This is a genomic window from Psychrobacter sp. UBA2514, assembly GCF_002341255.1.
Classification (GTDB): Bacteria; Pseudomonadota; Gammaproteobacteria; order Pseudomonadales; family Moraxellaceae; genus Psychrobacter; species Psychrobacter pacificensis.
The window spans coordinates 21628-46672 of sequence record NZ_DDNS01000002.1; the positions used below are offsets into that span (position 1 = coordinate 21628).

Here is a 25045-nt window from a genome sequence, read left to right on the forward strand (position 1 = left end):
CGAATGTTCAACACGCCCTAAATTTCTTAGGTACTTTGAGCAATACCATATAATGCAAAAAAACCGATCAAATTAAATGATCGGTTTTTTGTTCATGGTGGGATAGCAAGAACTAGGGACACGCCCTAAATACTTTGATAAGTTTTTTTAAAAACCAACTTCATTTTGCGTTAGTGCACGTACCTCAATCGGTACTGCATGAAACCAACCATTATCTGCGGCGCAATAAAACTGCCCGTCCCTAAAATCTACGATACACGCTGTAAAGTCGTTCCCTACTTGATCTTCCATAGCGTCTTCATCGCTCACATCACTCACGGCACACCATATTTCTTGATGCCCACTTTCAAGCATTGAGCGCGTCAATTTACTCCCCACCATTCCACTATCCATACCACTGACTCCTACAATGAAGATGATTATTTAGGCAATTTAGGCAAACAATCAGGTTACATCCGTGTTCGTTCAACTATAAGCCTACGTCATCTTGAGTAAGCTCGACCTTTTTAACGGGTACAGCGTACTGCCATAGATGGCCTTTATCACAAACAAAGCCATCATCACCCAAAGACACGATAGACACTAATAATTCGTAATACCCATTATCGATGGCTGTCATAGCATGATCGTCACTGACATTGCTCACAGCACACCATACCTGATTATCATCCCGCTCTAATATTGCCTGAGTCAATCTACTACCCTGTAGTTCGATAAGCATGTTTAATCCCTCATTTTTAGTCTGTTATTTTTATACTTTACAAATAAATTCACTTTCTACAATATATTTTTTCGACTTGAAGGTTACAAATAGACATACTGAAAAGCAATTCTAGCTTGCCTTGAGTAGCGTTTTAGCTAATTACGACGATGATAAGCACGAGATATTTCATGGTGAAATCTATGCTACGTAACGTGATATAGGTCAAGGATATCAGAGTATTTTTTGTTAATATTGAACAGCTGGAAAAGCTTCAATACCAACAATAACCCCAACATCCTATATGTTAGCCATCACTTTATAAGGTAAGAAAAAGTCAAAAAACGCCCAAAATAAAGGGCTAACAGTCTATGACGGTCAGCCCTTTATCAGTGTTTGGTGGAGATGGCGGGAGTTGAACCCGCGTCCGCCAGCATTACGCTCATGAATCTACATGTTTAGTTTCTGTCTTTAAATTTAATCCGCACCGATCCGACAGTCAGGATGGATTGGACGATTCTCTACTTTTGAACCCAAGCAATTGAGACAATCACTTGTGGCGAGCCTACATGCGGACGCTTCAACTTAGTTAACCAACTGTAGGTGATCAGCAACTAAGTAAGCAGGGTTTAAGCTGCTAGAGCGTAAGTTTCGTCGTTTGCGACTATAACAATATATGTTTGATTAACGAGAGGACATACACTCTCGACATGCATCATTGAGTTTCATCACCAGCGTCGAAGCCAGAACATCCCCAATAAGGTCGCTTATTATATAGGAAAATTAGGCAAGTTTTCAACCTATAGTAGACTTGCATTACATTACGTTACAGCTTAATAATTTACGCCAAAACGGTATTTAACCACTGACCAATATTTTGAATCTGCGGCATACAGACTTGATGTGCCATCGGATACGTATTATAAGACACATTATAGTCTTTTGCTGACAGTAACTGCTGTGCTTGCTCACCTAGGATGACAGGCACGACTGGATCATGCGTACCATGCTCAATCAGAATCGGCATGTCTTTGTTCGCGGCACTATACTCAATATTGTCATTGGTCGCCAAGTAGGTAGAGAGCGTCATCAAGCCAGCTAAGCGCTCTGGGTAACCAAGTGCCACGTGATACGCCACCGCCCCGCCCTGCGAAAATCCGGCAATAACGATGTGCTCTGGTGATACGCCGCGCTCAATCTCACGGCTAATCAAATCTTGTATCTGCTGAGCAGACTCTTCAATCTGAGCCACATCTACTTTTCGCTCCAGACTCATCTCTATGATGTCGTACCATGCTGGCATCACCATGCCGCCATTTACGGTGACTGGGCGTTTAGGTGCATGTGGAAAGATAAAACGTACTGCCATATCATCAGCCAAGCCAAGCTGCGGTACCACTGGCTCAAAATCATGACCGCTAGCACCTAAGCCGTGTAGCCAAATCACTGCGCGATCTATCTTTTTTTGAGAGGGATTGTGCTCAACGACGACGGCGTCTAAATAGTTACTCATAGTTATCCTTAATAATGTAGTGAGATATGCCCTAAGCATTTCTATGTTTTTTGTCAAAATAATGTATGTGTCATTATATGGTCAATATCATCTGTTAGTTTGAGAATATGGTCAATAGTGAGGTACTAAATGGACAATAGCAAAAATGAGAACAGTATAAGAAGGCACGTAAGATTTTACGACCGATAAGCCCAATACTATCAAGCTTATATACTGTCAATTGTCTATTCTTTAGTACATGTGCCTACAATTGTATCTGCATTAATGTTAAGTTCTTACAAAGCTAAGCTCATACAAGAATGTCACGACCTTTAGCTTCTTTTAGCAAACAACAACCATTAGCAAACAACAACCAATAGTCAAACGTTAATCTTTTAATTCCTATCCCCACGTCCGATGGGATTTTTTTATAATTTTGCAGGAACATTTTACATGACAATTTTTGATAAATCAGTGCTTAAGCTGAGTAAACAGACGTCGGCTAAGATTAATCTCGCCTTACCTTCAACACTGATCAGCTCACTATTGATAGTAGGCTGCACTACCGATAGCCGCTCAACACTCACATCAAAAGCATCTTCATCAATAGCGCAACCGCAATCACAGCCGCAACCGTCCTCACCTGTCGCATATACCTATGGCGTGCGTCCGTTTTACCTGATCAATGATATGGATGAGGGACCACTAAAACAAGAGCTACAGGCGTGCAAAGGGCAACTACCAAGTAAGACGGACTTCTCTATTGCGCATCGAGGTGCACCATTACAGCTTCCTGAACATACTTATGATAGCTACGTGGCGTCAGCACAAATGGGTGCTGGCATCTTAGAATGTGATGTCGCTTTTACCAATGACGGTGAGCTTGTTTGTCGTCATGCCCAAAATGACTTACACACCACGACTAATATTTTGACCACGCCGCTGGCCAAGCAGTGCACTGTGCCTCCCATATTGGATGCTAAAGGCAAGCTTACCAATGCCAATAGTATCGAATGCCGCACCTCAGATATCAGTGCCGCTCAATTTAAAACCTTGACGGGTAAGATGGATGCTGCCAATAAAAAAGCAACCAGTATTAGCGAGTATATGAATGCAACCGCACCTTGGCGAACGGACTTGTATTCACAAAATGGTAAGGTGTTGACGTTAAAAGAGCATATCGCATTGGCACGCCAGCTAGGCATGAAGCACACGCCTGAGCTAAAAGCACCAGCCGTGACCATGCCCTTCAACGGCTATCGTTTAGACGATTACCGCCAACAACTGATAGATACTTATAAGGCAGCGGGTGTGCCTGCAAGCGATGTGTTTGCTCAATCATTCAATATAAAAGATCTGGATTACTGGATCAAAAACGAGCCAGCTTATGGTGCCAATGCCGTCTATCTGATTGATGACAGCAATGAGACCGCTGACGATAAAATCTTTAATAAAGATGACGCAAGTACATGGAAGCACTCATTGGCTGATATCAAAGCACGTGGCATCAATACCATTGCACCGGCGCTTTGGTTATTAGTCACTACTGACGGTAAAGGCAATATGCAACCATCAGAATACGCAAAACAAGCCAAAGCCAATGGTCTAAAAATCATTACTTGGTCGATAGAGCGTTCAGGACCATTAACCGATGGTGGCGATTGGTACTATAGCGGTCTTGGTGATGCTATCAACAATGATGGTGATATGATGAATTATATTGACGTACTAGCGCAGGATGTCGGTGTCCAAGGCGTTTTTTCAGACTGGCCCGCTACGGTGAGCTACTATGCCAACTGCAAAGGTCTTAAGTAGGTTTTCGCTTAGTCTATTAGCAGACAATCATGCTTAATCTTTATTACCAAGGTCAGCTTATTTATTAAGCTGGCCTTTTTGTTAAATGCATTAAAATGATTACCTCACAAACTGTCTATTTAGCGCCCTACTTTTCCATTAATTTTTCACACCATTTGACTCGTAGCAGCAAGAGCAGTCTGCTGTTTTGTGCTACGATAATTTACTAAGATTATAAGATGATGTAGAGACTATGACCCATATTTTACTGGTAGAAGATGATCCTGCGATTGCCATGTCACTCAAGGTTACCTGCAAGCGCGAAGGCTGGCAGATGATTTGGCTGGATAATGCCAGTAGTGTGTTACCCATGCTGCATAGTCATGAAGCACAAGATCTATCGGCGATCATTATGGATGTCGGTCTGCCAGATGGTGATGGTCTGAGTCTGTGCCAACAAATACGTCATACACCTGATATCGACGCCTTAAAAGACTTGCCTATTGTATTTTTGACTGCACGTAGCGATGAGGTCGATCGTATTTTGGGGTTGGAGATGGGTGGCGATGATTATTGCGCCAAACCCTTTAGTCCACGTGAATTGGTCGCACGCCTAAAAGCCATTTGGCGACGTGAACAGCTGATTCAACAGTCAGGCTCTCATACCGTAAGCTCAAATGACAGCACTGAAAGCACCTCCTCGAATAATTTATCAGGACAAGCATTAACGTTTGAAAACCAATCCGGCGTTTGGCACTATCAACCGCTTAATTATTCATTAACGTGGCAAGAGCAAAAGCTGGAACTTAGTAATACTGAGCGCAAAATTTTACTCACATTATTACAAGCACCGAATCAAGTCTTTAGCCGTGAGCAGCTGCTTAACGCAGTTAGTGATTATCCTGATCATCGCCTAGCACGCACGATAGACAGCCATATCAAGTCGATTCGTAAGCAACTTGCGACTGTTGATACGAGTATTGAAGTCATTCATACACATCGTGGACTGGGTTACGCATTATGTCCAGCTTAATAATAGCTGCTAATTTATGAATCATAATGCCAATAATGCTGAGAGCGATACTTATAACGACCAAAACAATTGGTATGCCAAATTGCATCCCATTGGTACTGTGCAGCAAACTCCTAAACGTAAACGACTGCTCAATTTAAGTATCTTTTTTAGGATTTGGCTTGCAGTCGCTTTGGTACTCATCATATGCGGCGTGGTTGTATTTACCCAGTTGTTTGGCTACGTCAAGCCAACCGCCCAGCAGGTCATCGAAGACACGCTATTAGACACCAGTAAATTACTAGCCGCTAGTCTGCAAGTGCCATTGGCTACGGGCGAGCTATACGATGAAGCGTATCAAGCACAGCTCGATACTGCATTTGTGGGCATACCGGCGACTAACGAGCACTTAGGCGCTGTCAGTCAAACCAAAAGCTATAGCAGCTTTCGGGTATATGTCACAGACAGTAATGGTACAGTCATATATGACTCCCTACCCCAACCTGACAATAATGAGGGGCAAAACTATGGGCGCTGGAATGATGTTTATCTCACATTAAGAGGTCAGTACGGTGCAAGAAGTACGCTGCGGGATAACCAGCAGCGTGATGGCTCGGTCATGTATGTCGCACAGCCAATCAAGAATATGTCTGGCGAGATTATCGGCGTGGTCAGCGTCGGCAAACCTGTCGCCAGCGTGCTACCTTATTTGGACGACACACGTAACCGCATGCTCATCACAGTGCTATTCATCAGCACTGCTGCCCTCATTTTAGCAGGTCTCATCGCATGGTGGCTCAAGCAAAGTATTACCTTGGTGACTCAATATACCAGTGCGCTGGCAGAGGACACCAAAAAACCCTATTTTTATCTGGGTCAAGAGCTAAACAGCCTGACAGATACCATTGAGACTATGAAGCATCGACTAGAGAATCGTGCTTATGTCACTGATTATGTGCATACGCTCACTCACGAGTTAAAAAGCCCTTTAACCGCCATTCGCGCCAGTAGTGAGCTGTTAGAAGATGATGGACTAGATGGTCATATGCTTGATCAGGATGATCGGCAGATGCTCATTGAGACGGTTGGTGAGCAAAGCGTAAAAATGCAGCAGCTCATCGACCGACTACTGTTGCTTGCGAAAGTTGAACAGCCTACTTTTAAGCTCAGTCGTCAGCTAACGCCGCTACTGCCATTATTACAGACTCTAATAAAAGACAATACCGCTAAGCAGCAACAGCAGAATCTACAACCTATCGATATATACATCGATGATCAGCACATGACAAACACTACAAACTTACCAGCAGAATTATTGGCCTCTACCAGTGTGTTTGCTGACCAATTTTGGTTGGTACAAGTCTTACAAAATGTGCTGGATAATGCCATTCATTTTGCTGATAACACTGTTGATATCTCGTTGCACAGCACAGCGCGAACGGTAATCATCGATATATTTAATGATGGAAAGCTATTGCCTGATTATGCTATTGAAAAAGCTTTTGAGCGTTATTTTAGCCTATCTCATCAAAGCCATTCTGTTCAGCAAGTGAAAAATCAGAATACAACCTATACGCTAGATACAGGTTCAGCACATCACAAAGCTGACTCAAAACAGTCCGATAGTATTCTCAAAAAAGGTACCGGTCTTGGACTCACTTTAGTGAAGCAAGTCATTGAGCATCATGGCGGTCAGGTAACTATTGATAATATCCATGCTAATGATAATAAAATTGGCGCTGATAAAAATCATACTGGTAAAAATCAGCGTTCTGGTGTGATGGTTAGTATTACCCTGCCCCTGGCTTAAGAATAAGCATTGATAACAGTTCATCAATTTTCCATCATGACTGCACAGGATTTCTACTTCTTTATTTTACGATAGCACTAAGATCTATTGAACCATCAAATTCGTAAAGCAGATTAGAAGGAGAACATTTATGTCATGTCAATTAACTGATGATCCTATGATCAAGCACCTAATCGGCCTCAGCCGTCATCACTGCGCGCAGATACTATCCAGCCAAGGTGTCGGTAGTATTGAGTTTGGACATTGGCTAGCGATTCCTAGTCAGCAATTATTACTGGTCTTTCGGCATCAGCAATGTGTAGCTATTGATGAATATCGATTGGCAGCCTGATATCTTGCTCGCTCAGCACGTTGATTGTTTTTAGGTAACACCTATATTTTATTGGGACATAAAAAGCCCTTTATCATTTCTAGTATCAAACTACTGGAAACAACAAAGGGCTGATTGCTTTAGAGCAAAAATACTAAGTAATCGATTGTACTGGCGGCTTCACATCCGCGTTCTGACCACGGTGACGCAGATAGTGATCGAGCACTACAATCGCTAGCATCGCTTCGGCAATAGGCGTGGCACGCACACCGACGCAAGGATCATGACGGCCTTTGGTGAGCATATCGACTGCTTCACCTTGGGTGTTGATGCTCTTGCCTGCAGTTGTAATGCTAGACGTTGGTTTTAGCGCGATACTGACACGGATATCTTGGCCTGATGAGATACCGCCCAAGACACCGCCCGCATGATTGGCTGCAAACCCATCTGGGGTCAGCTCATCACGAGCGCTATGTCCAAATTGACCTGCCACTGCCATACCATCGCCAATCTCAACCCCTTTGACCGCATTGATACTCATCATCGCATGAGCGATATCGGCATCTAAACGATCAAATACTGGCTCGCCCAGACCTACGGGTACACCGCTCGCAATGATATCAAGGCGTGCACCGCAACTGGTGCCTTCGCGGCGCAAGTTGTCAATCAAGGTCTCAAAACGGCCAATCGCTTCTTTGTCTGCGCAGAAGAACGGATTGCTATTGACAAATTCCCAATCGATCTGGTTCGGGTCTAGTACATTGCTATGCTCATTGCCGATTTGGGTCACATGACCACGAATTTGTACGCCCAGCCGTTCTTGTAAGTACTTCTTAGCGATAGCACCAGCAGCCACTCGCATAGCCGTCTCACGCGCTGACGAACGACCACCACCACGATAGTCACGGAAACCATATTTCATACTGTAAGTATAATCGGCATGTCCAGGACGGAAGGTATCTTTGATATCGCTATAGTCTTTTGATTTTTGATTGGTATTGCGAATCAATAGACCGATGGATGTCCCTGTGGTTTTGCCTTCAAATACGCCAGAGATAATCTCAACTTCATCAGACTCACGGCGCTGGGTTGAATACTTAGACGTACCCGGTTTGCGACGATCCAGATCTACTTGTAAATCGTCTGCAGATAATGCTAAACCTGGTGGTACGCCATCAACGATGGCCATAAGTCCTGCGCCATGTGACTCACCGCACGTGGTGACCGTAAAAACCTGTCCAATACTATTGCCTGCCATAATTGTCCTTAAACAAGTAAACGCGACTGATGGTTGTTCGACCAACCTTTTATGATTATCGCTGATCAGTTTTTATATGCTCGATTTTGTGACCCACACTCAACTATTGCATGCTATCTAATAGTTGCACATAAGCGGCAAACAATTGACGATTGGCTACCAATTCATCATAAGTAATCGCAAAAACCCCATGTCCGCCATGTGCAAACTTCAACCAATCAAACTGAATCTCAGGATAGGCTTGCTTTAATGCCCATTCGCTGTCGCCCACTTCACAGACCAGCAAACCATCTGGGCTAAGGTAATCTGACGCTTCAAATAAAATACGATGTACCAAATCCAAGCCGTCTTGACCCGCGGCTAATGCATGCTCAGGCTCATATAAAAACTCAGGCGGCAAATCTGCCATGATAGCCGCATCGACATACGGTGGATTGGTGACGATAAGCTCATACTGGTTCTCAGCAGGTATCTTGGCAAACAAATCAGACTCGATTACGTTCACCTGATGGCCAAGGTCATGATGATCGACATTGACCATTGCCACGTCCAGCGCGCCTTTATCGATATCGATAGCATCAACCAACGCATCAACGAAACGGGTAGCAAGCGCGATTGCGATACAACCAGAGCCAGTACACAAGTCTAAGATACGCTCAGGCTGCGACAACTGCTTCACATCCAAGCCATGATCATAAAATACCGCTGACTTTTCGTTCGGGCTGACACCCAGTGGTTTGGCGAGTTCAGTCACTTCAAAATACGGATGGAACTGCTGACGAATCAACTCTGCGATTGGCGAGCGCGGGATAAGCACGCGCTCATCCACATAAAAAGGCAAATCGCAGAAATACGACAAGTTAATCAGATAGCTCAGCGGCTTACGTTCAGCGATGCGCTCTTCTAATAGTCCTAGCACTGCCTGCTTCTCTGACGTGGTCAAACGACAGTCTAAAATCTGCTCATTGGCTGACCAATCTAAAGACAACGAATGTAACACAATGGCTGAGGCTTCTGCAAACTCATCGGTCGTGCCTTGCGCGACAACCACATCATAGTTACGCAATTGTGTGACGGAAAAACGAATAAAGTCGCGAATACTCACTAGCTGCTCGCGTGCTTCTTCTAACTCGGCATGTAAGTTAGCAAGTTCGCCATCCTCACCAAGAAGTCCAGTTTCTAGATCATACTCCATCTCACCTTCTAAGCCCTTAGACTCATCATCACTGAAGTATTGGTTTTGAAACTCTTCTGCACTCATTGTTTGGTCTTCTGACATATCGCACCTTATGGATTAACTATTAGCAGGTTAAATGGCTTGTTGCTAAAAATCGATCTATTAATAAAAAAATTAATCATACATTATAGACGTAAACGCCAAATAGCGCCAATCACTGTCATTTTTACTAAAACAAAAAATAGTGAAAATAATGAGGAGTTTGCGTAAGCAGCCTGCCTGTCGCCGTACACATTTTGGCTAAAATATTACTCAACTGTAGCGAATACGTCAGCAGTTGACGTTTAACCCACTCTAAATGCAAAAAGATAGACCAAAAGTTTGCGAAGCAACCAAATTATGCGCATAATAGCCGCATTAGTAGCAACCACAAGTGATTCAATATGATGAAAATAAAGCCTATTATTACTGCTATATCTATCGCTGCCATGAGTGCCAGCGTTGGCGCACTTGCCGCCACTGCCGATAATACTCGCACATTGCCAGTACGAACAGCAAACGCCATGCCAGGCCTTGCTCAAAAGGTGAGCCTCAATGTGCAAGAAAATCGTAGTCGCTCAGATGGTGCTGCTACTGTACAGTTAAATACAGAGAACGCAAAACCCGTTGATAGCATGAACCAGCTGATCAACACTAAGCAAGATGCTCAAAATAGCACGCCAGCACCCGCTGCTGACAATATGAGCGCTGCTGAGTTGACGCGTAAAGATGAGCAGTCAGATAGCACTGATGATATCAGCGAAGGCCAAGCGGTCGCTGCACCCAGCGATGTCTCCTCTATCGACTCATCTGATCCACTCGCCTTTGAGTTACCGGAGAGTGAAAAGCGTCAAGACTTCAGTGATGATCCAACCATCAAAAATATCGAAGACAAAGATGGTAAGAGATATACCACATTAAACTTGTCAAATTACGCACAACAAGTCAATAACGCTGTCTGGTCGCCTAACATGAAAGTCAACTCAGCCATGACGATCAAAATGCAAGCGTTGCTCGATTGGAACCATGCCTCTCCTGGTCCTATCGACGGTGGCTGGGGTATGAACAGCAAAAAAGCCCTTACTAACTTCCAAGCGATGAAAGGCTTGCCAACCACAGGTAGAATGGATCAAAAAACGTGGGATGCCTTAGTTAAGAACATTCCTGCAACCAAACCTGTGCTCGTCACTTATACGTTGACTGATGATGATATCAACACCAACTTTGCCACCACGCCTGCTAGTGCAGAAGCCAAGTCAAAAATGAAAGGGCTGTATTATCAAGATATCAAAGAGATGCTTGGTGAACGCTTCCATATGGACGTACGCTATTTGGATAAACTCAATAAGAACAAAGAATACAAAGCTGGTGAGACCATCACTGTACTGAATACCCGTGGTGCGTTAAACAAACGAATCAACCGCGTGGTCGCTAACAAAGCTGATAAAACGTTATATGCTTATGATGGTAACCAACTGGTAGCGACTTACCCAACGACCGTTGGTAGTAATGACACGCCGTCACCACATGGTACTTATAAGATTGTCAATAAAGTCAAAATGCCATGGTATAAGGCCACAGTCGGTAAAGGCGCTCAGAAAAAAGTCCATATGTTGCCACCAGGACCAAACAATCCAGTCGGTGTGGTATGGATGGGCTTATCTAAACCGTCATATGGCCTACATGGCTCACCAAAACCTGAAGGTATCAGTCGCCAAGCCTCACATGGCTGTATCCGCTTGACCAACTGGGATGTGCTTGAGGTTTATGCCAATATCGAAAATGGCGCAACCGTTGAGCTTAAATAACGCTCTAACCTAGATTGCTATCAGCATTTATCACCAAATCAGCACTTACTACCAAAAAAGACCTCACTATTGAGGTCTTTTTTACGTTTGGCGACGCTTTAGCGTTTTTACTATTAGAACCAACATCATCTGAGCATCAAGCCAAAATCTGATCATCCGTTATACTTTATGACCATCTTCGTTACCAGTGATGCTACCGATTTTTTTGGCAAAGAACATGGTGATGGGAATAGATGCCGCTGCACCCACTGCGACCGCTATTTGCATATGTGCGATCTCATCGAAACCCATAATGAGCGTACCGATGATGACAATCCCTGTGGTGACAGTGCCTGCTATGATGTAAATGACAGCAAATAATGGCCAGTTCATGACTTAATCCTTACTTTATGTGTGGGTATAGTTACTTTATACGCCATATCCCTACTAAAGGTAAGTATTTAATATAGACGCCAGCCTCATACATTTTGGCTGACTTATTCTAAAACCCATGTTAACATAAGGGTATTTCTCACTCATATTTCGCTATCTTCATTAATACTCATTTCTTATAAATTTTTACTCCGATTCCACTTTACATTCAGCCCCTCGATCACACCCTTACTACGATACCTCTTTCTATTTTGCCCAATGTCATGTCTAGCGCTTTGCTTTTGCACAAAAAAAAGACAGCTTATCCTTTATTTTTCATTACAATAATGGTTTTATTTCAACTGACTAATAAAGCCCAATTGCCATGACCGCTTCTGATAACACGTCACAACAAAAAAAACCAGACACCGCTTCTCAGATTTCATCTGATATGACAAAAGAAACATCTGAGAGAAAGATTGATGATGCTCATGAACCCGAACAGACCACTGAACAGGAGTATGCAACCGAAAACAGTGAAGAGGAGTCGCTCTCTGAAACAAAAATCGTCATGACCTCACCCGAGCCTGATGTGGTCATTGCCACGCTAGACGCGCCTGATGATGATTCAGATCAATCTGAATTATCCAGCCCAAACGCAGACACCGCCGCTCACGCATCAGAGACAACGTCTGAGGCTTTTCATCAAACACAAGAAGATCCAGATACTTCCGAAGCACCCAACACTCATGTTAGCCAACCTGTCGAACCCATTTCGATCGATCATAGTATCCATGAAAATGATCCTGCCGTTGCTGACGTCGATGATCATCTAACCACAGAGTCTGCAACGACAAACACTAGTGGTGAAAATGTGGAGAGTGATGACGACGAGCAACAGTCAGAAGAAAAGATCAAAGATGAAAAAGAGGCCAAGCTAGAATCCTACAAGCAATTCGTGGCCGAGCAGTTTAGCGATCAAAAAATAGACTATCCTGAAGTCCGTGTCACGATCGAGGCCAACGCCCTACCAAGTAAAATGTACTTTGTAATGAACACGCTATCAGCCATTATTGCCAGTTATGGCTTGGTGACCAATTCAGCCGCAGTGGTTATTGGCGCGATGTTGGTCGCCATGATGCTCGGTCCGATTACAGGTGTCGCCCTAGCGATTATTGACTACCGTATGCCACTGTTGCGTAAGTCGTTGCTCACCGTGTTAGCGGGGGTATTTTTAGTGATATTGGTCGGCTTTGTGGTGGGTCTATTGCATCAAGGTCAACCGCTGACCAATGAGATTTTGTCTCGTACCCAGCCCACGTCTATGGACTTGATGATTGCACTGGCTGGCGGTACGGCTGGTGCATATGCGATGGTGTCTCCGCACCTGTCCGTCGCCGTTGTTGGGGTTGCTGTAGCAACCGCCTTGGTGCCGCCACTCGCGGCCAGTGGCATTTTATTTGCCAATGGCGAGATACAGATGGGGCTAGGTGCTGCCTTATTGGCCCTGACCAACATCATTGCCATTCAGTTTACTAATGCCATGGTACTGTGGTTTTTAGGCTTCAGGCGCTTGGTCGATGATGATTATGAATCGGGCACCTATTTGATATTTTTCCGTCGAAATGCCGTCACACTATTGTTACTGGTCGGCTTGGGCATTTATCTTACTCTAAACCTCAATAGCAATGCCAAGCAGCAGACCTTTGAAAACAATGTCAAAGAAGCAATTAATGAACATTTTATCGATCAAGGTAACGTACTGACCAACATACAATTTGATAAGAATAATGCGTTTCAAATCATTCGTGCCGTGGTACGCGGTGAGACCAGTCCAAATTCACAAGATGTACAGCAGATCGAGGATGTGATTACCAAAGATATGGCAGAAAACTTCCCCAAATACTTGCCTATTAAATTGCAATTGCGCTACTTGCCAGTGCAGGTCATTGAGTCTGATCCATTGATCAAAGACAAGCTTGATGAGACTGATGCGGTAATTTTGACCAATTCACCATGATGCACCCTATATGAGCGGCAAATCATGAATGGACTATAACGAGCAGTTATAACTCTTGTACCAAGAGCTTAGGCGTTTGTGCTAAAATCGCTTGCAAAATTATTTTATGTCATTTACTCAATTCTATCCGTCAGTAAGGAGCCGCTGTGAGCCAGCCATTTCGCTCAGCCGATATTCGCCAAGCCTTTATCGATTTTTTTATAAGCAAGCAGCACACCCAAGTTTCATCGTCTAGCTTGATTCCGCATAATGATCCGACATTGTTATTCACCAATGCCGGTATGAATCAGTTTAAAGAAACCTTTTTGGGCATGGAGCCACGTGACTATACACGTGCTGTGACCTCGCAGAAATGTGTCCGCGCTGGTGGTAAGCACAATGACTTGGACAATGTTGGCTACACTGCCCGCCATCATACGTTTTTTGAGATGCTTGGTAACTTCTCGTTTGGCGATTACTTCAAGCAAGCAGGTATCGAGTATATCTGGGAGTTTTTGACCTCAGATCAGTGGCTCGCGATTGATAAAGATCGTCTGTATGTCACCATTTATGAGACTGATGACGAAGCCTTTGATATTTGGCACAAAACCATTGGTCTGCCAAGTGAGCGCATCATTCGTATCGGTGATAACAAAGGGGCACCGTACGCCTCAGACAATTTTTGGACCATGGGCGACACCGGTCCTTGTGGCCCTTGCACCGAAGTGTTTTATGACCATGGCGCTGAGATCGAAGGCGGCTTGCCCGGTACGCCAGAAGAAGATGGCGATCGCTACATCGAGATTTGGAACTGCGTCTTTATGCAGTTCAATCGCCAAAAAGATGGCACGCTATTGCCGCTACCTGCGCCCAGTGTCGATACTGGCATGGGGCTTGAGCGTATTAGCGCCATCATGCAAGGCGTCCATGGTAACTATGAGATCGATCTGTTTACCCATTTGATGGATGCGGCAGCTGAGATCTTAGAGATTGACAATGAACAGCAGTCTTCACTAAAAGTCATTGCCGATCATATCCGTGCTGTGGCCTTTTTGATTGCTGATGGCGTCACACCGAGCAACGAAGGTCGTGGCTATGTATTGCGCCGTATCATTCGCCGTGCGGTACGTCATGGCAACAAGCTTGGTGCTGATAGTGAGTTTTTCTATAAAATGGTCACACCGCTCGTGGCTGAAATGGGCAGTGCTTATCCAGAGCTAGTAGAAAAACAAAACGTGATCGAAAATGCGATTCAAAAAGAAGAAGCGCAGTTTGCCAAAACATTGGCACAAGGTCTGCGTTTGCTTGCCAGCGAGCTTGAAGGTCTAAAAGATGGCGATACGCTATCTGGCGAAGCGGCCTTTAAACTCTACGACACCTATGGCTTCCCAGTTGATTTGACCGCGGATATCACGCGTGAGCGCGGTATTGTCATCGATGAAGCGGAGTTTGATGAGCACATGCAAGCACAGCGCGAACGTGCTCGTGATGCAGGTAAGTTCGATGTCGATTACAGCAGCGTCATCCAAGTCGAGACGCCAACCGTCTTTGTTGGTTATGAGCAACTTGAAGAAGAAGGCGTGACCATCGATGCGCTTTATCAAGATGGCAACCCAGCAGATAGCTTAACGGAAGGCACAGAAGGCGTTGTGGTATTGGATCGTACGCCTTTCTATGCTGAAGGCGGCGGTCAAGTGGGTGAGCTTGGTGAAATCCGCACCGAATCAGGTGTCTTTGAAGTACAAGATACCAAAAAATCTGGTCAAGCCATCATTCATTATGGTGTGGTGACTATGGGTGATATCAAACCCAAGCAAACGGCGGATGCCCACGTGCTTTCAAGCATTCGTGCAGCCAGTGCCAAAAACCACTCTGCCACTCACCTATTGCATGCAGCACTAAGAGAAGTCTTGGGTGATGAAGTCACGCAGAAAGGCTCATTAGTCTCAAGCGACGTCTTACGTTTTGACTTTGCTTATGATAAGCCTGTCAGTGCTGCTGAAATCATGCGAGTAGAGCGTCTCGTCAATGAGCAAATCCAAGCTAACACTCCTGCTCGTATTGAACACATGTCGATCGATGAAGCCATGAATCAAGGCGCGATGGCATTATTTGGCGAAAAGTACGGCACTGACGTTCGCGTACTAACCATGGGTACAGATCGTATCGTCGATGGTCAGCGCAAGCCTTTCTCTATCGAGCTTTGCGGCGGTTTACATGTACAGCGTACTGGCGATATCGGTATGCTAAAAATCACCAGCGAGTCAGGTATCGCTGCGGGGATTCGCCGTATTGAAGCCGTCACGGGCATGAACGCGGTCAAAAACATTCAGCAAAGCGAGCAGCAACTAAGCGAGTTGGCAAGCCAGCTAAAGGTCAAACGTCCTGAGGTCGCCCAGCGTGTGCGTACCATGGCAGATAAGCAACGTGAGCTTGAAAAACAGCTTGAGCGCTTAGAGCAAAAAATCGCCAGCGCTCAAGCAGCCAACTTACTCGATAATGTGCAGACTATTGCAGATACGCCCGTACTTCTCAGCACCTTAAACGGTATCGATGGTAAATCCATCCGTACGCTGATGGATGATATCAAATCAAAACTGCCTGATAGTGTGATTGTATTGATTGGTGATAAAGATGACCAATTAGCACTAGCCTCGAGTGTCGCAAAATCTGTTACTGCTAAAATCAAAGCGGGTGATATCATTCGTCATTTAGCCAGTGAGCTTGGTGGTAAAGGTGGCGGTAAGCCTGACTACGCACAGGGCGGCGCACCAAAGTCTGATAACAGTACTGCGGTCATCAATGCCCTGCCTGCTTGGATTGAAAACCAGCTTAGCTAATCATAAAAAGCCCAGTAACTCAGCGCCTTACTTTGGTTTACTGGGTATAAGATACGTGATTGGTTATAGCAACTATAACCAATCGCCATACATCTAAGCGGTACTGATACTTAAAGTTATGCAGTAGATATGGTATAAAGGTCAACGTTTGACAATATTGCTCATTCATGACAGTTGATGCAGTACCAATAAACGAATGACACATATAGGGCATAACTCTTACAATCTGGCTTTATCTATACACGCATGGAAACGTGTCGCATTGAGACTGATCCATGAGAATAAAAGGTCATTAATGAATAATAGGTAGATTTTTATGGCGTTAATAGTACAGAAATACGGCGGCACCTCGATGGGCAGTATCGACCGCATCAAAAACGTCGCCAAACGCGTCAAACGCTGGCATGACAATGGTCATCAAGTCGTGGTCGTGGTCTCAGCCATGAGCGGCGAAACCAACCGTTTGATTGATCTAGCACGCCAAATCAGTAACAACCCTGACCCACGTGAATACGACCAGATGGTCTCAACCGGTGAGCAGGTTTCTATCTCGCTACTCGCGATGGCGATAAAAGAGCTTGGTATTGGTGCGCGTTCAATGACTGGTCGTCAAGTCGCGATCAAAACCGATAACGCCCATAATAAAGCCCGTATCGAAAGCATCGATGATAAAAACATACGCGAGCAGCTAGATGCCGGCAATATCGTCATTGTGGCAGGCTTTCAAGGTATTGATGAAGAAGGCAATGCAACCACATTGGGTCGCGGCGGTTCTGATACGACAGGCGTTGCGATTGCAGCGGCTTTGGGTGCTGATGAATGTCAAATTTATACTGATGTCGATGGCGTTTATACCACTGACCCTCGCGTAACCTCAAAAGCCAAAAAGCTTGAAAAAATCACCTTTGAAGAAATGCTTGAGATGGCAAGTCTTGGCTCCAAAATCCTACAGATTCGCTCAGTAGAATTCGCTGGCAAATACGGCGTACCACTGCGCGTCCTATCTAGCTTTGATGAAAACACTGACGGTAGCTTTGACCAAGAGTTTCAAAACAACGTGGGCACCCTAATTACGATAGACGAAGGAGACAATATGGAACAGGCAATCATCTCAGGTATCGCATTCAACCGAGACGAAGCAAAAATCTTAGTGCGCGGTGTACCCGATCATCCTGGTATCGCCTCTGCTATCTTAAGCCCAATTGGTCGTGCCAATATCGAAATCGATATGATTGTCCAAAACCTCTCGGATAATGGTACCACTGACTTTACATTCACGGTCAATCGTACTGACTTGGACAAGACGCTAAAAGTGCTTAATGAAGAAGTCAAAGACGAGATTGGTGCCAAAGAAATATCAGGCAACAGCGAAGTGGTCAAAGTCTCACTAGTTGGTGTTGGTATGCGCTCACACGCAGGAGTTGCCAGCCTCATGTTCCAAACATTGGCTGAGAACAATATCAATATCCAAATGATATCGACCAGCGAGATCAAAGTGTCTGTTTTGATTCAAGACCAACACTTAGAAAAAGCGGTCAAATCACTGCACACTGCCTTTGGTCTTGACCGTGAAGACGGCGAGAGCAAAATCGCTGGGCTATAAGGCCAAAAAACTGTTAAAATACAGCTTTAGCATTGATGGTTATCTATTAACCGCTATTGACAACTTTGCATCGTATGTAAATAAATAGCATTTCGTTTAAACAAATAGCCTCCAAATAAAAACAGTACTTAAATAAAATAGGATCTTTTTAGATCCTATTTTATTTTTTAGCATAGTTGAAATGAGCATTTACCCAATAGTTTTGTGAAAAACCGTGACAGTATCTGTTATGCCACCTATAATGGGCTTTCATTTGGGCTAAATGAATCTACCTATCATTGCCGTGGTTTGCACAATGTCGAGTATGGTAATTATTGATATATTACTTACTGAGTGCTGCGGTGATGTTCTGCAATTGAGAAGTAATCTGATGAGTAATAATCTGTTGATGCGACATAAGGAGTGTGACGCATGTTAATTTTGACACGCCGTGTGGGCGAAACGCTAATGATCGGCGATGAAGTCAGTGTGACGGTATTGGGCGTCAAGGGCAATCAAGTACGTATCGGTGTGAATGCACCTAAAGATATTGCCGTACATCGCGAAGAGATTTATCAACGTATTCAGCATGAGCGCTCTGTACAGTCGCACATGCAACATCTTGAGCAAGGCAATTTTTCGCCGTCGTTCGATGACGAAGACTACTTCAATCGCTAATTTATAATACTTAATGCTCAACGACTAATGAGCATACATAAGCATTATATTTTTTATTTTTTAAACTGCTCTGAGGTCATTTATTTATGAGTATCCGCCAATCAGATGTATCGGCTCTACTTAATGGTTTGAATAAAAAAGCCATTGGATTCAATGATGTTATCAGCTTTATCGATGATTTTTATCGCTATTCGCCTGCCCCGTTTGTCAACGGTATGGTCCATAATGCAGCGGGCGAAAATGAAGGTAGTGCAAAGATTTTTGGATTCGCTAAGCATCACGGTTTGAATCAACTGGACACGCTAAAACTATTCGGCGAACATTATGCCAAAGTGCAAGCAACGCCTAACGGTACTGACCATGCTAATATTCGCAACTTTTTGCATTGGGGCTGGCAAGGATTTTTAATGCAAAAAAATCCGCTAACCATTCGTCCTAGTGTTGATACAACTGCGATCTAAGTATTACTTAGTATGTAACTATTAATAAAAAAGCCACGCTCATGAGCGTGGCTTTTTTATTAGGGACTCATCGGGTTATCGTTACTTATTACGAAACTTCACAGGTTGTACCGCCCCTTTCGGGTTCGGCATATTAGGATAATGATGCTCATGCTCGACATCACACTCAGCGCCCACGGTAGCGCCGTCCTCTTTTACTGGTTTGTGGATATAACCGATACGCTCGTTAGGAGGTAGGTGCTCGTGCTCCCATACCATCACCGCTTGCATACAAGTTTCTCGCTGCTCAGCGGTAATTTTGCGACCATCAGGCCACTTACCTAACTCAATCGCCATGCGGAATTTATCAACCACTTCCGGTGTTAGACTGGCTAGTATTGTTTGTTTATCCATCTTGCCTACTCTCCACTACTATTTTTTCATCATATTTTTTGATGGCTATTGGACGATTTGAAAACATGCTCTAATAGATGCGCTCATTCATCATCTATAATATCATCATCGACATCCAGACTGAATTCTTCGGCATGTACGTTCCAGTGCAGCTTGGTACGACAGGCTTCATAAAAGTCAAATCCAGGCGGATGCAGTAAAGTGAGCTTATCAGGGTGCTTACGAATATATAAGCGCTGTTCTTGCTCAAGCGGTACGCTTGGTTTGCCATCTGCGCTGACCATCGGCTGCGTACGATTGTCTTCATGAATACGAATACAGACCTCACTATTACCACTGACAACAATCGGGCGACTAGACAACGTATGTGGGTGCATAGGCACAAGACAAATCGCATCCATACTGGGATGAATGATGGGGCCACCACCAGATAGAGCATAAGCGGTTGAACCAGTCGGTGTCGCTGCTATCAGGCCATCACTATGCTGCCTGTAAACATCATGTCCATCAATCTTCATCTGAAAATCGATCATATGTACCGATTTACCAGCGTGCAGTACGATGTCGTTCAGCGCCATGTCTTCATGAATGATTTTACGCCCTTCTCGTATCTCCATCGTCAATAAAAACCGATGATCCAGCTGATAATCGCCCATCAATACTTGGCGTAATTTAAAAGCCGCTTCGTTGGGCTTTACATCTGCCAAAAACCCCAAACGACCACGGTTAACCCCTAATACTGGGACACGGTAGCGTGCCAATGCTTCGGCAGCATGCAATATCGACCCATCACCACCAACAACGATGACCAAATCGCAAATCTCACCAATCAAGCCACGCTTAACGATTTTGACTCTTTCTACTTCTGTGAGGTTAAGCGTTGGTAAGTTGGCTGTTTGTACATCCATGATCAACGTCAAGTTCATCTCATTGATGGTTTGAGCAATCTGTACCAGACTTCGCGTGACGCTGCGTTTACCAGCACGGCCCATCAAACCAATACGCCTAAAAGCAGGATTTTTGATAGCGTGGAACAGCTCTGACTCGTGTAAGTGTGGCAATCTTGCTGACTGCGCTGAGTTTTCCATAAAACGACTCGGTATAACGGTGAAGTACAGGGTAATAATAGCGATAAATGCGCGCTTAGACTAGCATGTTTATGAATTATCGTTGTTAACTGTCGTAACTGGCCCCATATAAAATATATCAGATGCCTTACTCATGCTTGCTTGTCTGCTTGGGTTTTGAGACTACTAGGTTGAGCTGTAACGGCTGTCACGCAAACACAGTTGACAATAACGGCGGTTTTGCTAAAGTAGCAGCATCTCTATTTTTATATTTTATTATTAAGGACTTATGTATGGCCAATCCTATTGTCAGTCGCGCAGAACTTGCGATCGGCGGTAATCCAATGACGGTCAAAGGCGTTATTCAAAAGACCAGCCTGTTACTTGGGTTATCAGCTATTACTGGTGTGGGCTTTTTCTTTTATGCGCTTATGGCAGGTTTATCGCAAGGTTTTATTACCATGGCAGCCTTTGGTAGCATGATTGCTGCGTTTGTTCTTGCTCTTTTTATTACCTTTAAACCACAAAAAGCAAAGACGTTGGCGGTGCCTTATGCCTTGCTAGAAGGTATCTTTTTGGGCGGTATCTCATTATTTTTCATGAGAATGTATCCAACCGTCCCAGTCACGGCAATGTGTGCGACCTTCGTCACAGCAGCAGTCATGCTAGGACTGTATCGCTCAGGTTTGGTAAAAGTTACTGAAAAGTTCCGTTCTATCGTGACCTCAGCCGTTATCGCTATCATGCTAGTTTATGTAGCACAGTGGGTACTGTCTCTAGTATTTGGCTCAACCTTGCCATTCTTGTTTGAAGGTGGTGCTATCGCTATCGGCTTTAGCTTGTTTGTGATTGTTATTGCCTCTTTTACGCTATTATTAGATTTTGACAATATCGATCGCGGTGTTGCTATGGGTATCTCAGAAGACTACGAATGGTTGTTCAGCATTGGTATTCTTGCCACGCTAGTTTGGATGTATATCGAATTTATGCGTCTGCTCAGCTATCTACAAGACTAATCAAATAATTCGATAGTAAATCTGTATAAAAAAAATCGCCTTAGCTATTGATAGTTGCAGGCGGTTTTTTTATGGGCAAACTTTGAGAGCTATAGTTCAACTAAGCCCGCTTTAGGCGTAGCGCGTTTAACACCACAAACAATGAGCTAAGTGACATGCCGATGGCAGCAAGCCATGGTGGTACATACCCTAAAGCCGCTGGTATCAGCACGATACTATTATAAGCCAAGGCCCAGCGGAAGTTTTGCTTAATAATACGTTCGGTTTTATCAGAGATACGTTTGGCCGCAGTGATGGCCTCAATTTTCCCATTTAAGATAATACTGTCGCTAGATACTTGTGCCAAATCTGCAGCACCGGCAATTGAGGTGGATACATCTGCCGCTGCCAATACTGGCGCATCATTGATGCCATCACCCACCATCAGTACGACAGCGCCTTTAGATTGTAACTGCTGGATATGGTTGACCTTGTCAGTCGGTGATAAGCCATTATAAGCGGTCTGCATGCCTAAACTCTCAGCCATCACGAGCGCTTGCGGGCTTGGGTCCCCCGTCAACATCACAGACTCAATGCCTAGACCTTTGAGCGTATCGAGCATCGATTGGGTACTATCACGTACCTTGTCATTAAAATAAAAGCACGCCAGCGCTTGCCATTCCTTTGTATCAGGTTTCTGGCTCGATAAGACAACGGCGGAGCTGGCACGCTGCGCCGCCAAGTCAATGTTCAAATCATTGCTCGTATTGACCTCATTGGCACTGCCACTGGTTTTATCTAACGCAAAATTCACATGACCAATGCGATATACCATGTCATCAATCATGGCTTCTACCCCGCCTGCGGGATAATACTGCATGGCCTGCGTCGATGGCAGATGTAACTGATAGGCAGCGGTAAGTAGCGCGTGTGCAATGGGATGACGACTCCCTACTTCTAGGGCAGCTGCGATTGCCAATAGTTTATCTTTTTGTGCTGTTGATGCTGAGTTATCAGAATCAGTCTGGTTTACTGGCTCGATTATCTCAATATTTAATAAATTTGGCTTCCCATAAGTAAGCGTACCTGTTTTATCAAAAGCAACATGTGTAATTTCAGCCAATGTTTGCAGCGTATGCCCGCGCGTCGTCAAAAAACCATAGCTTGCCAGACGATTGGTTGAAACAGTCAAAGCAATTGGCGTCGCCAATGACAAGGCGCAAGGACAAGTGGCAACCAATACTGCCACCGTTGCCCAAATAGCTTGGCTTGGATCGACAATGTACCAGCCAACAAACACTAAAACTGATAGCACTAAGATACGCGCCACAAACCAACGTGCCAGTTTATCTGCTTGCTGTGCAAGTTTAGGCTTTTCGCTCATGGCGCGGTTCATCAGTCTATCAATCAGCCCTATTTGACTGTCTTTTGGTAATGCCGTCACCAACATCTCAAACGGCTGGCTATCGTTTTGCGCACCGCCAACAATATAATCGCCTTGGGACTTAATGATTAAATCACCTTCGCCTGTCAGTAGGCTTTGCGAGACTGTTGCAGTAGGACTTAACAAAATACCGTCACTGATAATCTCAGAACCCGCTTCAACCAAAATAATGTCACCCACTTGCAAGCTATGAGCCGTCACCATCTGCTTTGATGCTATATTTTCCTCTACCTGTGATAACGCATTTTGTTGATGACGTGACTGCTGCCAATCTTGAGCAATACCCGATGTGAGCTGATGAACATTGGCATCAACACCCTTCATAAAGTTAGGCATCATTTCTGTCGTCGCATCTGATGCCTTTTTTGCCTCATTTTCGATGGCGTCACCTTGTTGAGAGTCATTTTCTTTCAGCAGTTGTAAAATACGCTCTGCTGCTGATTTGTCTTCAGCCACTTTTTGTACCAATACTGGCTCTACTACGACCAGATCATTGGCCATGGTCGCAGCTTTTAGACGGGCATTATGTTCGATATAGCGTCCTGCCAGCAAAAAGAAAATAAACATACTGACGGAGTCATAGTATGTCTCCCCTTGCCCAGTAATGGTGGCATATAAACTGGCAAAGAAGGTGATAATCAAAGCAAGGCTAACAGGCACATCCATATTGACCTGGCGCGCACGAATCGCTGACCATGCGGAGGTAAAGAAAGGAATACCGGCATAAAAGAAAACAGGCGTACTAACAAATAAAGACACCCAACGCAAAAAGTCACGCTGAAATATCAACATGTCGCTATATTCACCAAAATAAAGCGCAACGGCATACATCATTGCCTGCATTGAACCGAGTGCCGCGATACCAAGACGCAATAGCATTTGGTTGTTATGACGCGCCAGCATGGCTTCATGGGTATCTTGCCGATAAGGCTTGGCATCATAGCCAATCTCATTGATGACCGCTAAAATGCGGCTAATCGGTAACTTATCTTCATTCCAAATGACCCGCATACGCTGGTTGGTCAAATTCACCTGACACTTACTAATGCCTTCTAGCTCATCGAGACGCGACTCAATCAACCATGTACAGGCCGCACAGCGCAAATTATTAACAGACAGCTCCGCCACCGACAGCCCATCTTGCGCATATACGAACTGCGACTTTATCTCGTCATGATCATATACCTCAAGACGCGTCAGCTGGGTCGGTAAGCTTGCTGTACGGTTAATCTCCGAACGGTCAAGATAATATTGCTCAAGACCAGCCTCTACGATGCTCTGAGCTGCTAACTGACAGCCCATACAACACATCTCACGCGACTTGCCTAGAATCTCAGTATGAAACGGCGGCTTGGGCACTGGATCACCGCAATGGAAGCAGTGATCAGCAAGGGGTAGCACCAAGCCATCAGTGATGGAGTTGTCTTTATAAGGATGATTGGTAGCAGATGATACTGATGATGGGATACTAGACATAGTCGCGCTTACTTCCTTTGACAGGCTTGCTCAAAATGCATTCGTTTAAGGCAAACTTGCTCTGATTGACTGTACTGTACGTCGTGCAACAGAGCCACTTTTCATCGCATGAATATCACTATTGTTAGTAGTACAATATTGATAACAAATGACTAATAGCAAATAACTAGCAACGGCGGATTCATACAAAATACATCATGGTACTTATCATAGATTGTTATCTTACATGGCGTTTATTAGCCCAATTGAAAGATGCTGATACTTGATTACAAGTATCAGTATTTTAGTAGAGATTATACTACAAGCAATCACCCTAGGCAGTACCAATGCTTATGGTCTAATACCAATGAATGTCCTCG

Annotated in this window: 19 protein-coding genes, 1 other RNA gene and 1 pseudogene; 11 read left to right on the forward strand and 10 right to left on the reverse strand. The window is 44.4% G+C overall.

The features are described 5' to 3' along the window. Nucleotides 1-147 precede the first annotated feature (147 nt). The 4 genes from B3V51_RS00130 to B3V51_RS00145 form a co-directional block, all read right to left on the reverse strand. Nucleotides 148-393, reverse strand: coding sequence for a hypothetical protein (locus B3V51_RS00130; RefSeq protein WP_212563682.1), 246 nt, complete (start codon nt 391-393; stop codon nt 148-150). 76 nt (nt 394-469) lie between these two features. Next, nucleotides 470-721: a hypothetical protein gene (locus B3V51_RS00135; RefSeq protein WP_058024156.1), complete on the reverse strand. Its 252-nt coding sequence runs from the start codon at nt 719-721 to the stop codon at nt 470-472. Nucleotides 722-1097: 376 nt separating this feature from the next. Next, nucleotides 1098-1456, reverse strand: a transfer-messenger RNA (tmRNA) gene (gene ssrA / locus B3V51_RS00140). A gap of 85 nt (nt 1457-1541) precedes the next feature. Further along, nucleotides 1542-2213, reverse strand: coding sequence for an alpha/beta hydrolase (locus B3V51_RS00145; RefSeq protein ID WP_286707747.1), 672 nt, complete (start codon nt 2211-2213; stop codon nt 1542-1544). Between the two features lie 432 nt (nt 2214-2645). Between B3V51_RS00145 and B3V51_RS00150 the strand changes: the two genes are divergently transcribed. The 4 genes from B3V51_RS00150 (at nt 2646) to B3V51_RS00165 (ending at nt 7139) form a co-directional block, all read left to right on the forward strand. After that, a complete protein-coding gene (locus tag B3V51_RS00150; RefSeq protein WP_286707748.1) occupies nt 2646-4007 on the forward strand; it encodes a glycerophosphodiester phosphodiesterase family protein in 1362 nt (453 codons plus the stop codon). A 232-nt stretch (nt 4008-4239) separates the two neighbouring features. Further along, nucleotides 4240-5019, forward strand: coding sequence for a response regulator (locus tag B3V51_RS00155; RefSeq protein WP_286707749.1), 780 nt, complete (start codon nt 4240-4242; stop codon nt 5017-5019). A 16-nt stretch (nt 5020-5035) separates the two neighbouring features. Further along, complete coding sequence (creC, locus tag B3V51_RS00160; RefSeq protein ID WP_286707750.1) at nt 5036-6808, forward strand: two-component system sensor histidine kinase CreC; 1773 nt, start codon at nt 5036-5038, stop codon at nt 6806-6808. 130 nt (nt 6809-6938) lie between these two features. Continuing rightward, complete coding sequence (locus B3V51_RS00165) at nt 6939-7139, forward strand: hypothetical protein (protein ID WP_286707751.1); 201 nt, start codon at nt 6939-6941, stop codon at nt 7137-7139. A 133-nt stretch (nt 7140-7272) separates the two neighbouring features. On the opposite strand, the gene aroC is transcribed toward B3V51_RS00165, so the two are convergent. Together aroC and prmB are read right to left on the reverse strand one after the other, a co-directional pair. After that, nucleotides 7273-8376: a chorismate synthase gene (gene aroC, locus B3V51_RS00170; protein WP_114700845.1), complete on the reverse strand. Its 1104-nt coding sequence runs from the start codon at nt 8374-8376 to the stop codon at nt 7273-7275. Between the two features lie 103 nt (nt 8377-8479). Beyond that, the gene (prmB, locus tag B3V51_RS00175) at nt 8480-9655 is read right to left on the reverse strand and encodes a 50S ribosomal protein L3 N(5)-glutamine methyltransferase (protein ID WP_093068920.1); all 1176 of its coding nucleotides are present in this window, start codon (nt 9653-9655) and stop codon (nt 8480-8482) included. Nucleotides 9656-9996: 341 nt separating this feature from the next. Here prmB and B3V51_RS00180 point away from each other — a divergent pair, with 341 nt between their 5' ends. Then, nucleotides 9997-11400, forward strand: a complete 1404-nt coding sequence (locus B3V51_RS00180; protein WP_286707752.1) for a L,D-transpeptidase family protein — start codon at nt 9997-9999, stop codon at nt 11398-11400. A gap of 159 nt (nt 11401-11559) precedes the next feature. On the opposite strand, the gene B3V51_RS00185 is transcribed toward B3V51_RS00180, so the two are convergent. After that, nucleotides 11560-11772, reverse strand: a complete 213-nt coding sequence (locus B3V51_RS00185) for a hypothetical protein (RefSeq protein ID WP_058024164.1) — start codon at nt 11770-11772, stop codon at nt 11560-11562. 364 nt (nt 11773-12136) lie between these two features. Here B3V51_RS00185 and B3V51_RS00190 point away from each other — a divergent pair, with 364 nt between their 5' ends. The 5 genes and pseudogenes from B3V51_RS00190 to B3V51_RS00210 all read left to right on the forward strand — a co-directional run bounded on the left by B3V51_RS00190 (nt 12137) and on the right by B3V51_RS00210 (nt 19311). Then, the gene (locus tag B3V51_RS00190) at nt 12137-13771 is read left to right on the forward strand and encodes a DUF389 domain-containing protein (RefSeq protein WP_286707753.1); all 1635 of its coding nucleotides are present in this window, start codon (nt 12137-12139) and stop codon (nt 13769-13771) included. 146 nt (nt 13772-13917) lie between these two features. Then, a complete protein-coding gene (alaS, locus tag B3V51_RS00195; RefSeq protein ID WP_286707754.1) occupies nt 13918-16590 on the forward strand; it encodes an alanine--tRNA ligase in 2673 nt (890 codons plus the stop codon). Nucleotides 16591-16906: 316 nt separating this feature from the next. Then, nucleotides 16907-18193 carry an aspartate kinase gene (locus B3V51_RS00200; RefSeq protein WP_058024167.1) on the forward strand — a complete coding sequence of 429 codons (1287 nt, stop codon included), beginning with the start codon at nt 16907-16909 and terminating at the stop codon, nt 18191-18193. Nucleotides 18194-18604: 411 nt separating this feature from the next. Continuing rightward, a pseudogene (gene csrA, locus B3V51_RS00205) lies at nt 18605-18772 on the forward strand (carbon storage regulator CsrA); the annotation flags it as partial. A 164-nt stretch (nt 18773-18936) separates the two neighbouring features. Continuing rightward, the gene (locus B3V51_RS00210) at nt 18937-19311 is read left to right on the forward strand and encodes a HopJ type III effector protein (protein WP_071003534.1); all 375 of its coding nucleotides are present in this window, start codon (nt 18937-18939) and stop codon (nt 19309-19311) included. 81 nt (nt 19312-19392) lie between these two features. Here the strand turns inward: B3V51_RS00210 and B3V51_RS00215 are convergent, their stop codons facing one another. Next, nucleotides 19393-19704: a YeaC family protein gene (locus B3V51_RS00215; RefSeq protein WP_284719237.1), complete on the reverse strand. Its 312-nt coding sequence runs from the start codon at nt 19702-19704 to the stop codon at nt 19393-19395. 83 nt (nt 19705-19787) lie between these two features. Continuing rightward, nucleotides 19788-20792 (reverse strand): NAD(+) kinase, encoded by a 1005-nt coding sequence (locus B3V51_RS00220; RefSeq protein WP_071003532.1) that lies wholly within the window; start codon nt 20790-20792, stop codon nt 19788-19790. Between the two features lie 272 nt (nt 20793-21064). Between B3V51_RS00220 and B3V51_RS00225 the strand changes: the two genes are divergently transcribed. After that, complete coding sequence (locus B3V51_RS00225) at nt 21065-21787, forward strand: Bax inhibitor-1/YccA family protein (RefSeq protein ID WP_071003531.1); 723 nt, start codon at nt 21065-21067, stop codon at nt 21785-21787. A gap of 100 nt (nt 21788-21887) precedes the next feature. Here the strand turns inward: B3V51_RS00225 and B3V51_RS00230 are convergent, their stop codons facing one another. Beyond that, nucleotides 21888-24686 (reverse strand): heavy metal translocating P-type ATPase, encoded by a 2799-nt coding sequence (locus tag B3V51_RS00230; protein ID WP_286707755.1) that lies wholly within the window; start codon nt 24684-24686, stop codon nt 21888-21890. Between the last annotated feature and the right edge of the window lie 359 nt (nt 24687-25045).

What these genes read in the sequence shown, in the direction of transcription:
- B3V51_RS00130 (WP_212563682.1), bottom strand. Translation starts at nt 393, where the DNA reads ATGGATAGTGGAATGGTGGGGAGTAAATTGACGCGCTCAATGCTTGAA.
- B3V51_RS00135 (WP_058024156.1), bottom strand. Translation starts at nt 721, where the DNA reads ATGCTTATCGAACTACAGGGTAGTAGATTGACTCAGGCAATATTAGAG.
- B3V51_RS00145 (WP_286707747.1), bottom strand. Translation starts at nt 2,213, where the DNA reads ATGAGTAACTATTTAGACGCCGTCGTCGTTGAGCACAATCCCTCTCAA.
- B3V51_RS00150 (WP_286707748.1), top strand. Translation starts at nt 2,646, where the DNA reads ATGACAATTTTTGATAAATCAGTGCTTAAGCTGAGTAAACAGACGTCG.
- B3V51_RS00155 (WP_286707749.1), top strand. Translation starts at nt 4,240, where the DNA reads ATGACCCATATTTTACTGGTAGAAGATGATCCTGCGATTGCCATGTCA.
- creC (WP_286707750.1), top strand. Translation starts at nt 5,036, where the DNA reads ATGAATCATAATGCCAATAATGCTGAGAGCGATACTTATAACGACCAA.
- B3V51_RS00165 (WP_286707751.1), top strand. Translation starts at nt 6,939, where the DNA reads ATGTCATGTCAATTAACTGATGATCCTATGATCAAGCACCTAATCGGC.
- aroC (WP_114700845.1), bottom strand. Translation starts at nt 8,376, where the DNA reads ATGGCAGGCAATAGTATTGGACAGGTTTTTACGGTCACCACGTGCGGT.
- prmB (WP_093068920.1), bottom strand. Translation starts at nt 9,655, where the DNA reads ATGTCAGAAGACCAAACAATGAGTGCAGAAGAGTTTCAAAACCAATAC.
- B3V51_RS00180 (WP_286707752.1), top strand. Translation starts at nt 9,997, where the DNA reads ATGATGAAAATAAAGCCTATTATTACTGCTATATCTATCGCTGCCATG.
- B3V51_RS00185 (WP_058024164.1), bottom strand. Translation starts at nt 11,772, where the DNA reads ATGAACTGGCCATTATTTGCTGTCATTTACATCATAGCAGGCACTGTC.
- B3V51_RS00190 (WP_286707753.1), top strand. Translation starts at nt 12,137, where the DNA reads ATGACCGCTTCTGATAACACGTCACAACAAAAAAAACCAGACACCGCT.
- B3V51_RS00200 (WP_058024167.1), top strand. Translation starts at nt 16,907, where the DNA reads ATGGCGTTAATAGTACAGAAATACGGCGGCACCTCGATGGGCAGTATC.
- B3V51_RS00210 (WP_071003534.1), top strand. Translation starts at nt 18,937, where the DNA reads ATGAGTATCCGCCAATCAGATGTATCGGCTCTACTTAATGGTTTGAAT.
- B3V51_RS00215 (WP_284719237.1), bottom strand. Translation starts at nt 19,704, where the DNA reads ATGGATAAACAAACAATACTAGCCAGTCTAACACCGGAAGTGGTTGAT.
- B3V51_RS00220 (WP_071003532.1), bottom strand. Translation starts at nt 20,792, where the DNA reads ATGGAAAACTCAGCGCAGTCAGCAAGATTGCCACACTTACACGAGTCA.
- B3V51_RS00225 (WP_071003531.1), top strand. Translation starts at nt 21,065, where the DNA reads ATGGCCAATCCTATTGTCAGTCGCGCAGAACTTGCGATCGGCGGTAAT.
- B3V51_RS00230 (WP_286707755.1), bottom strand. Translation starts at nt 24,686, where the DNA reads ATGTCTAGTATCCCATCATCAGTATCATCTGCTACCAATCATCCTTAT.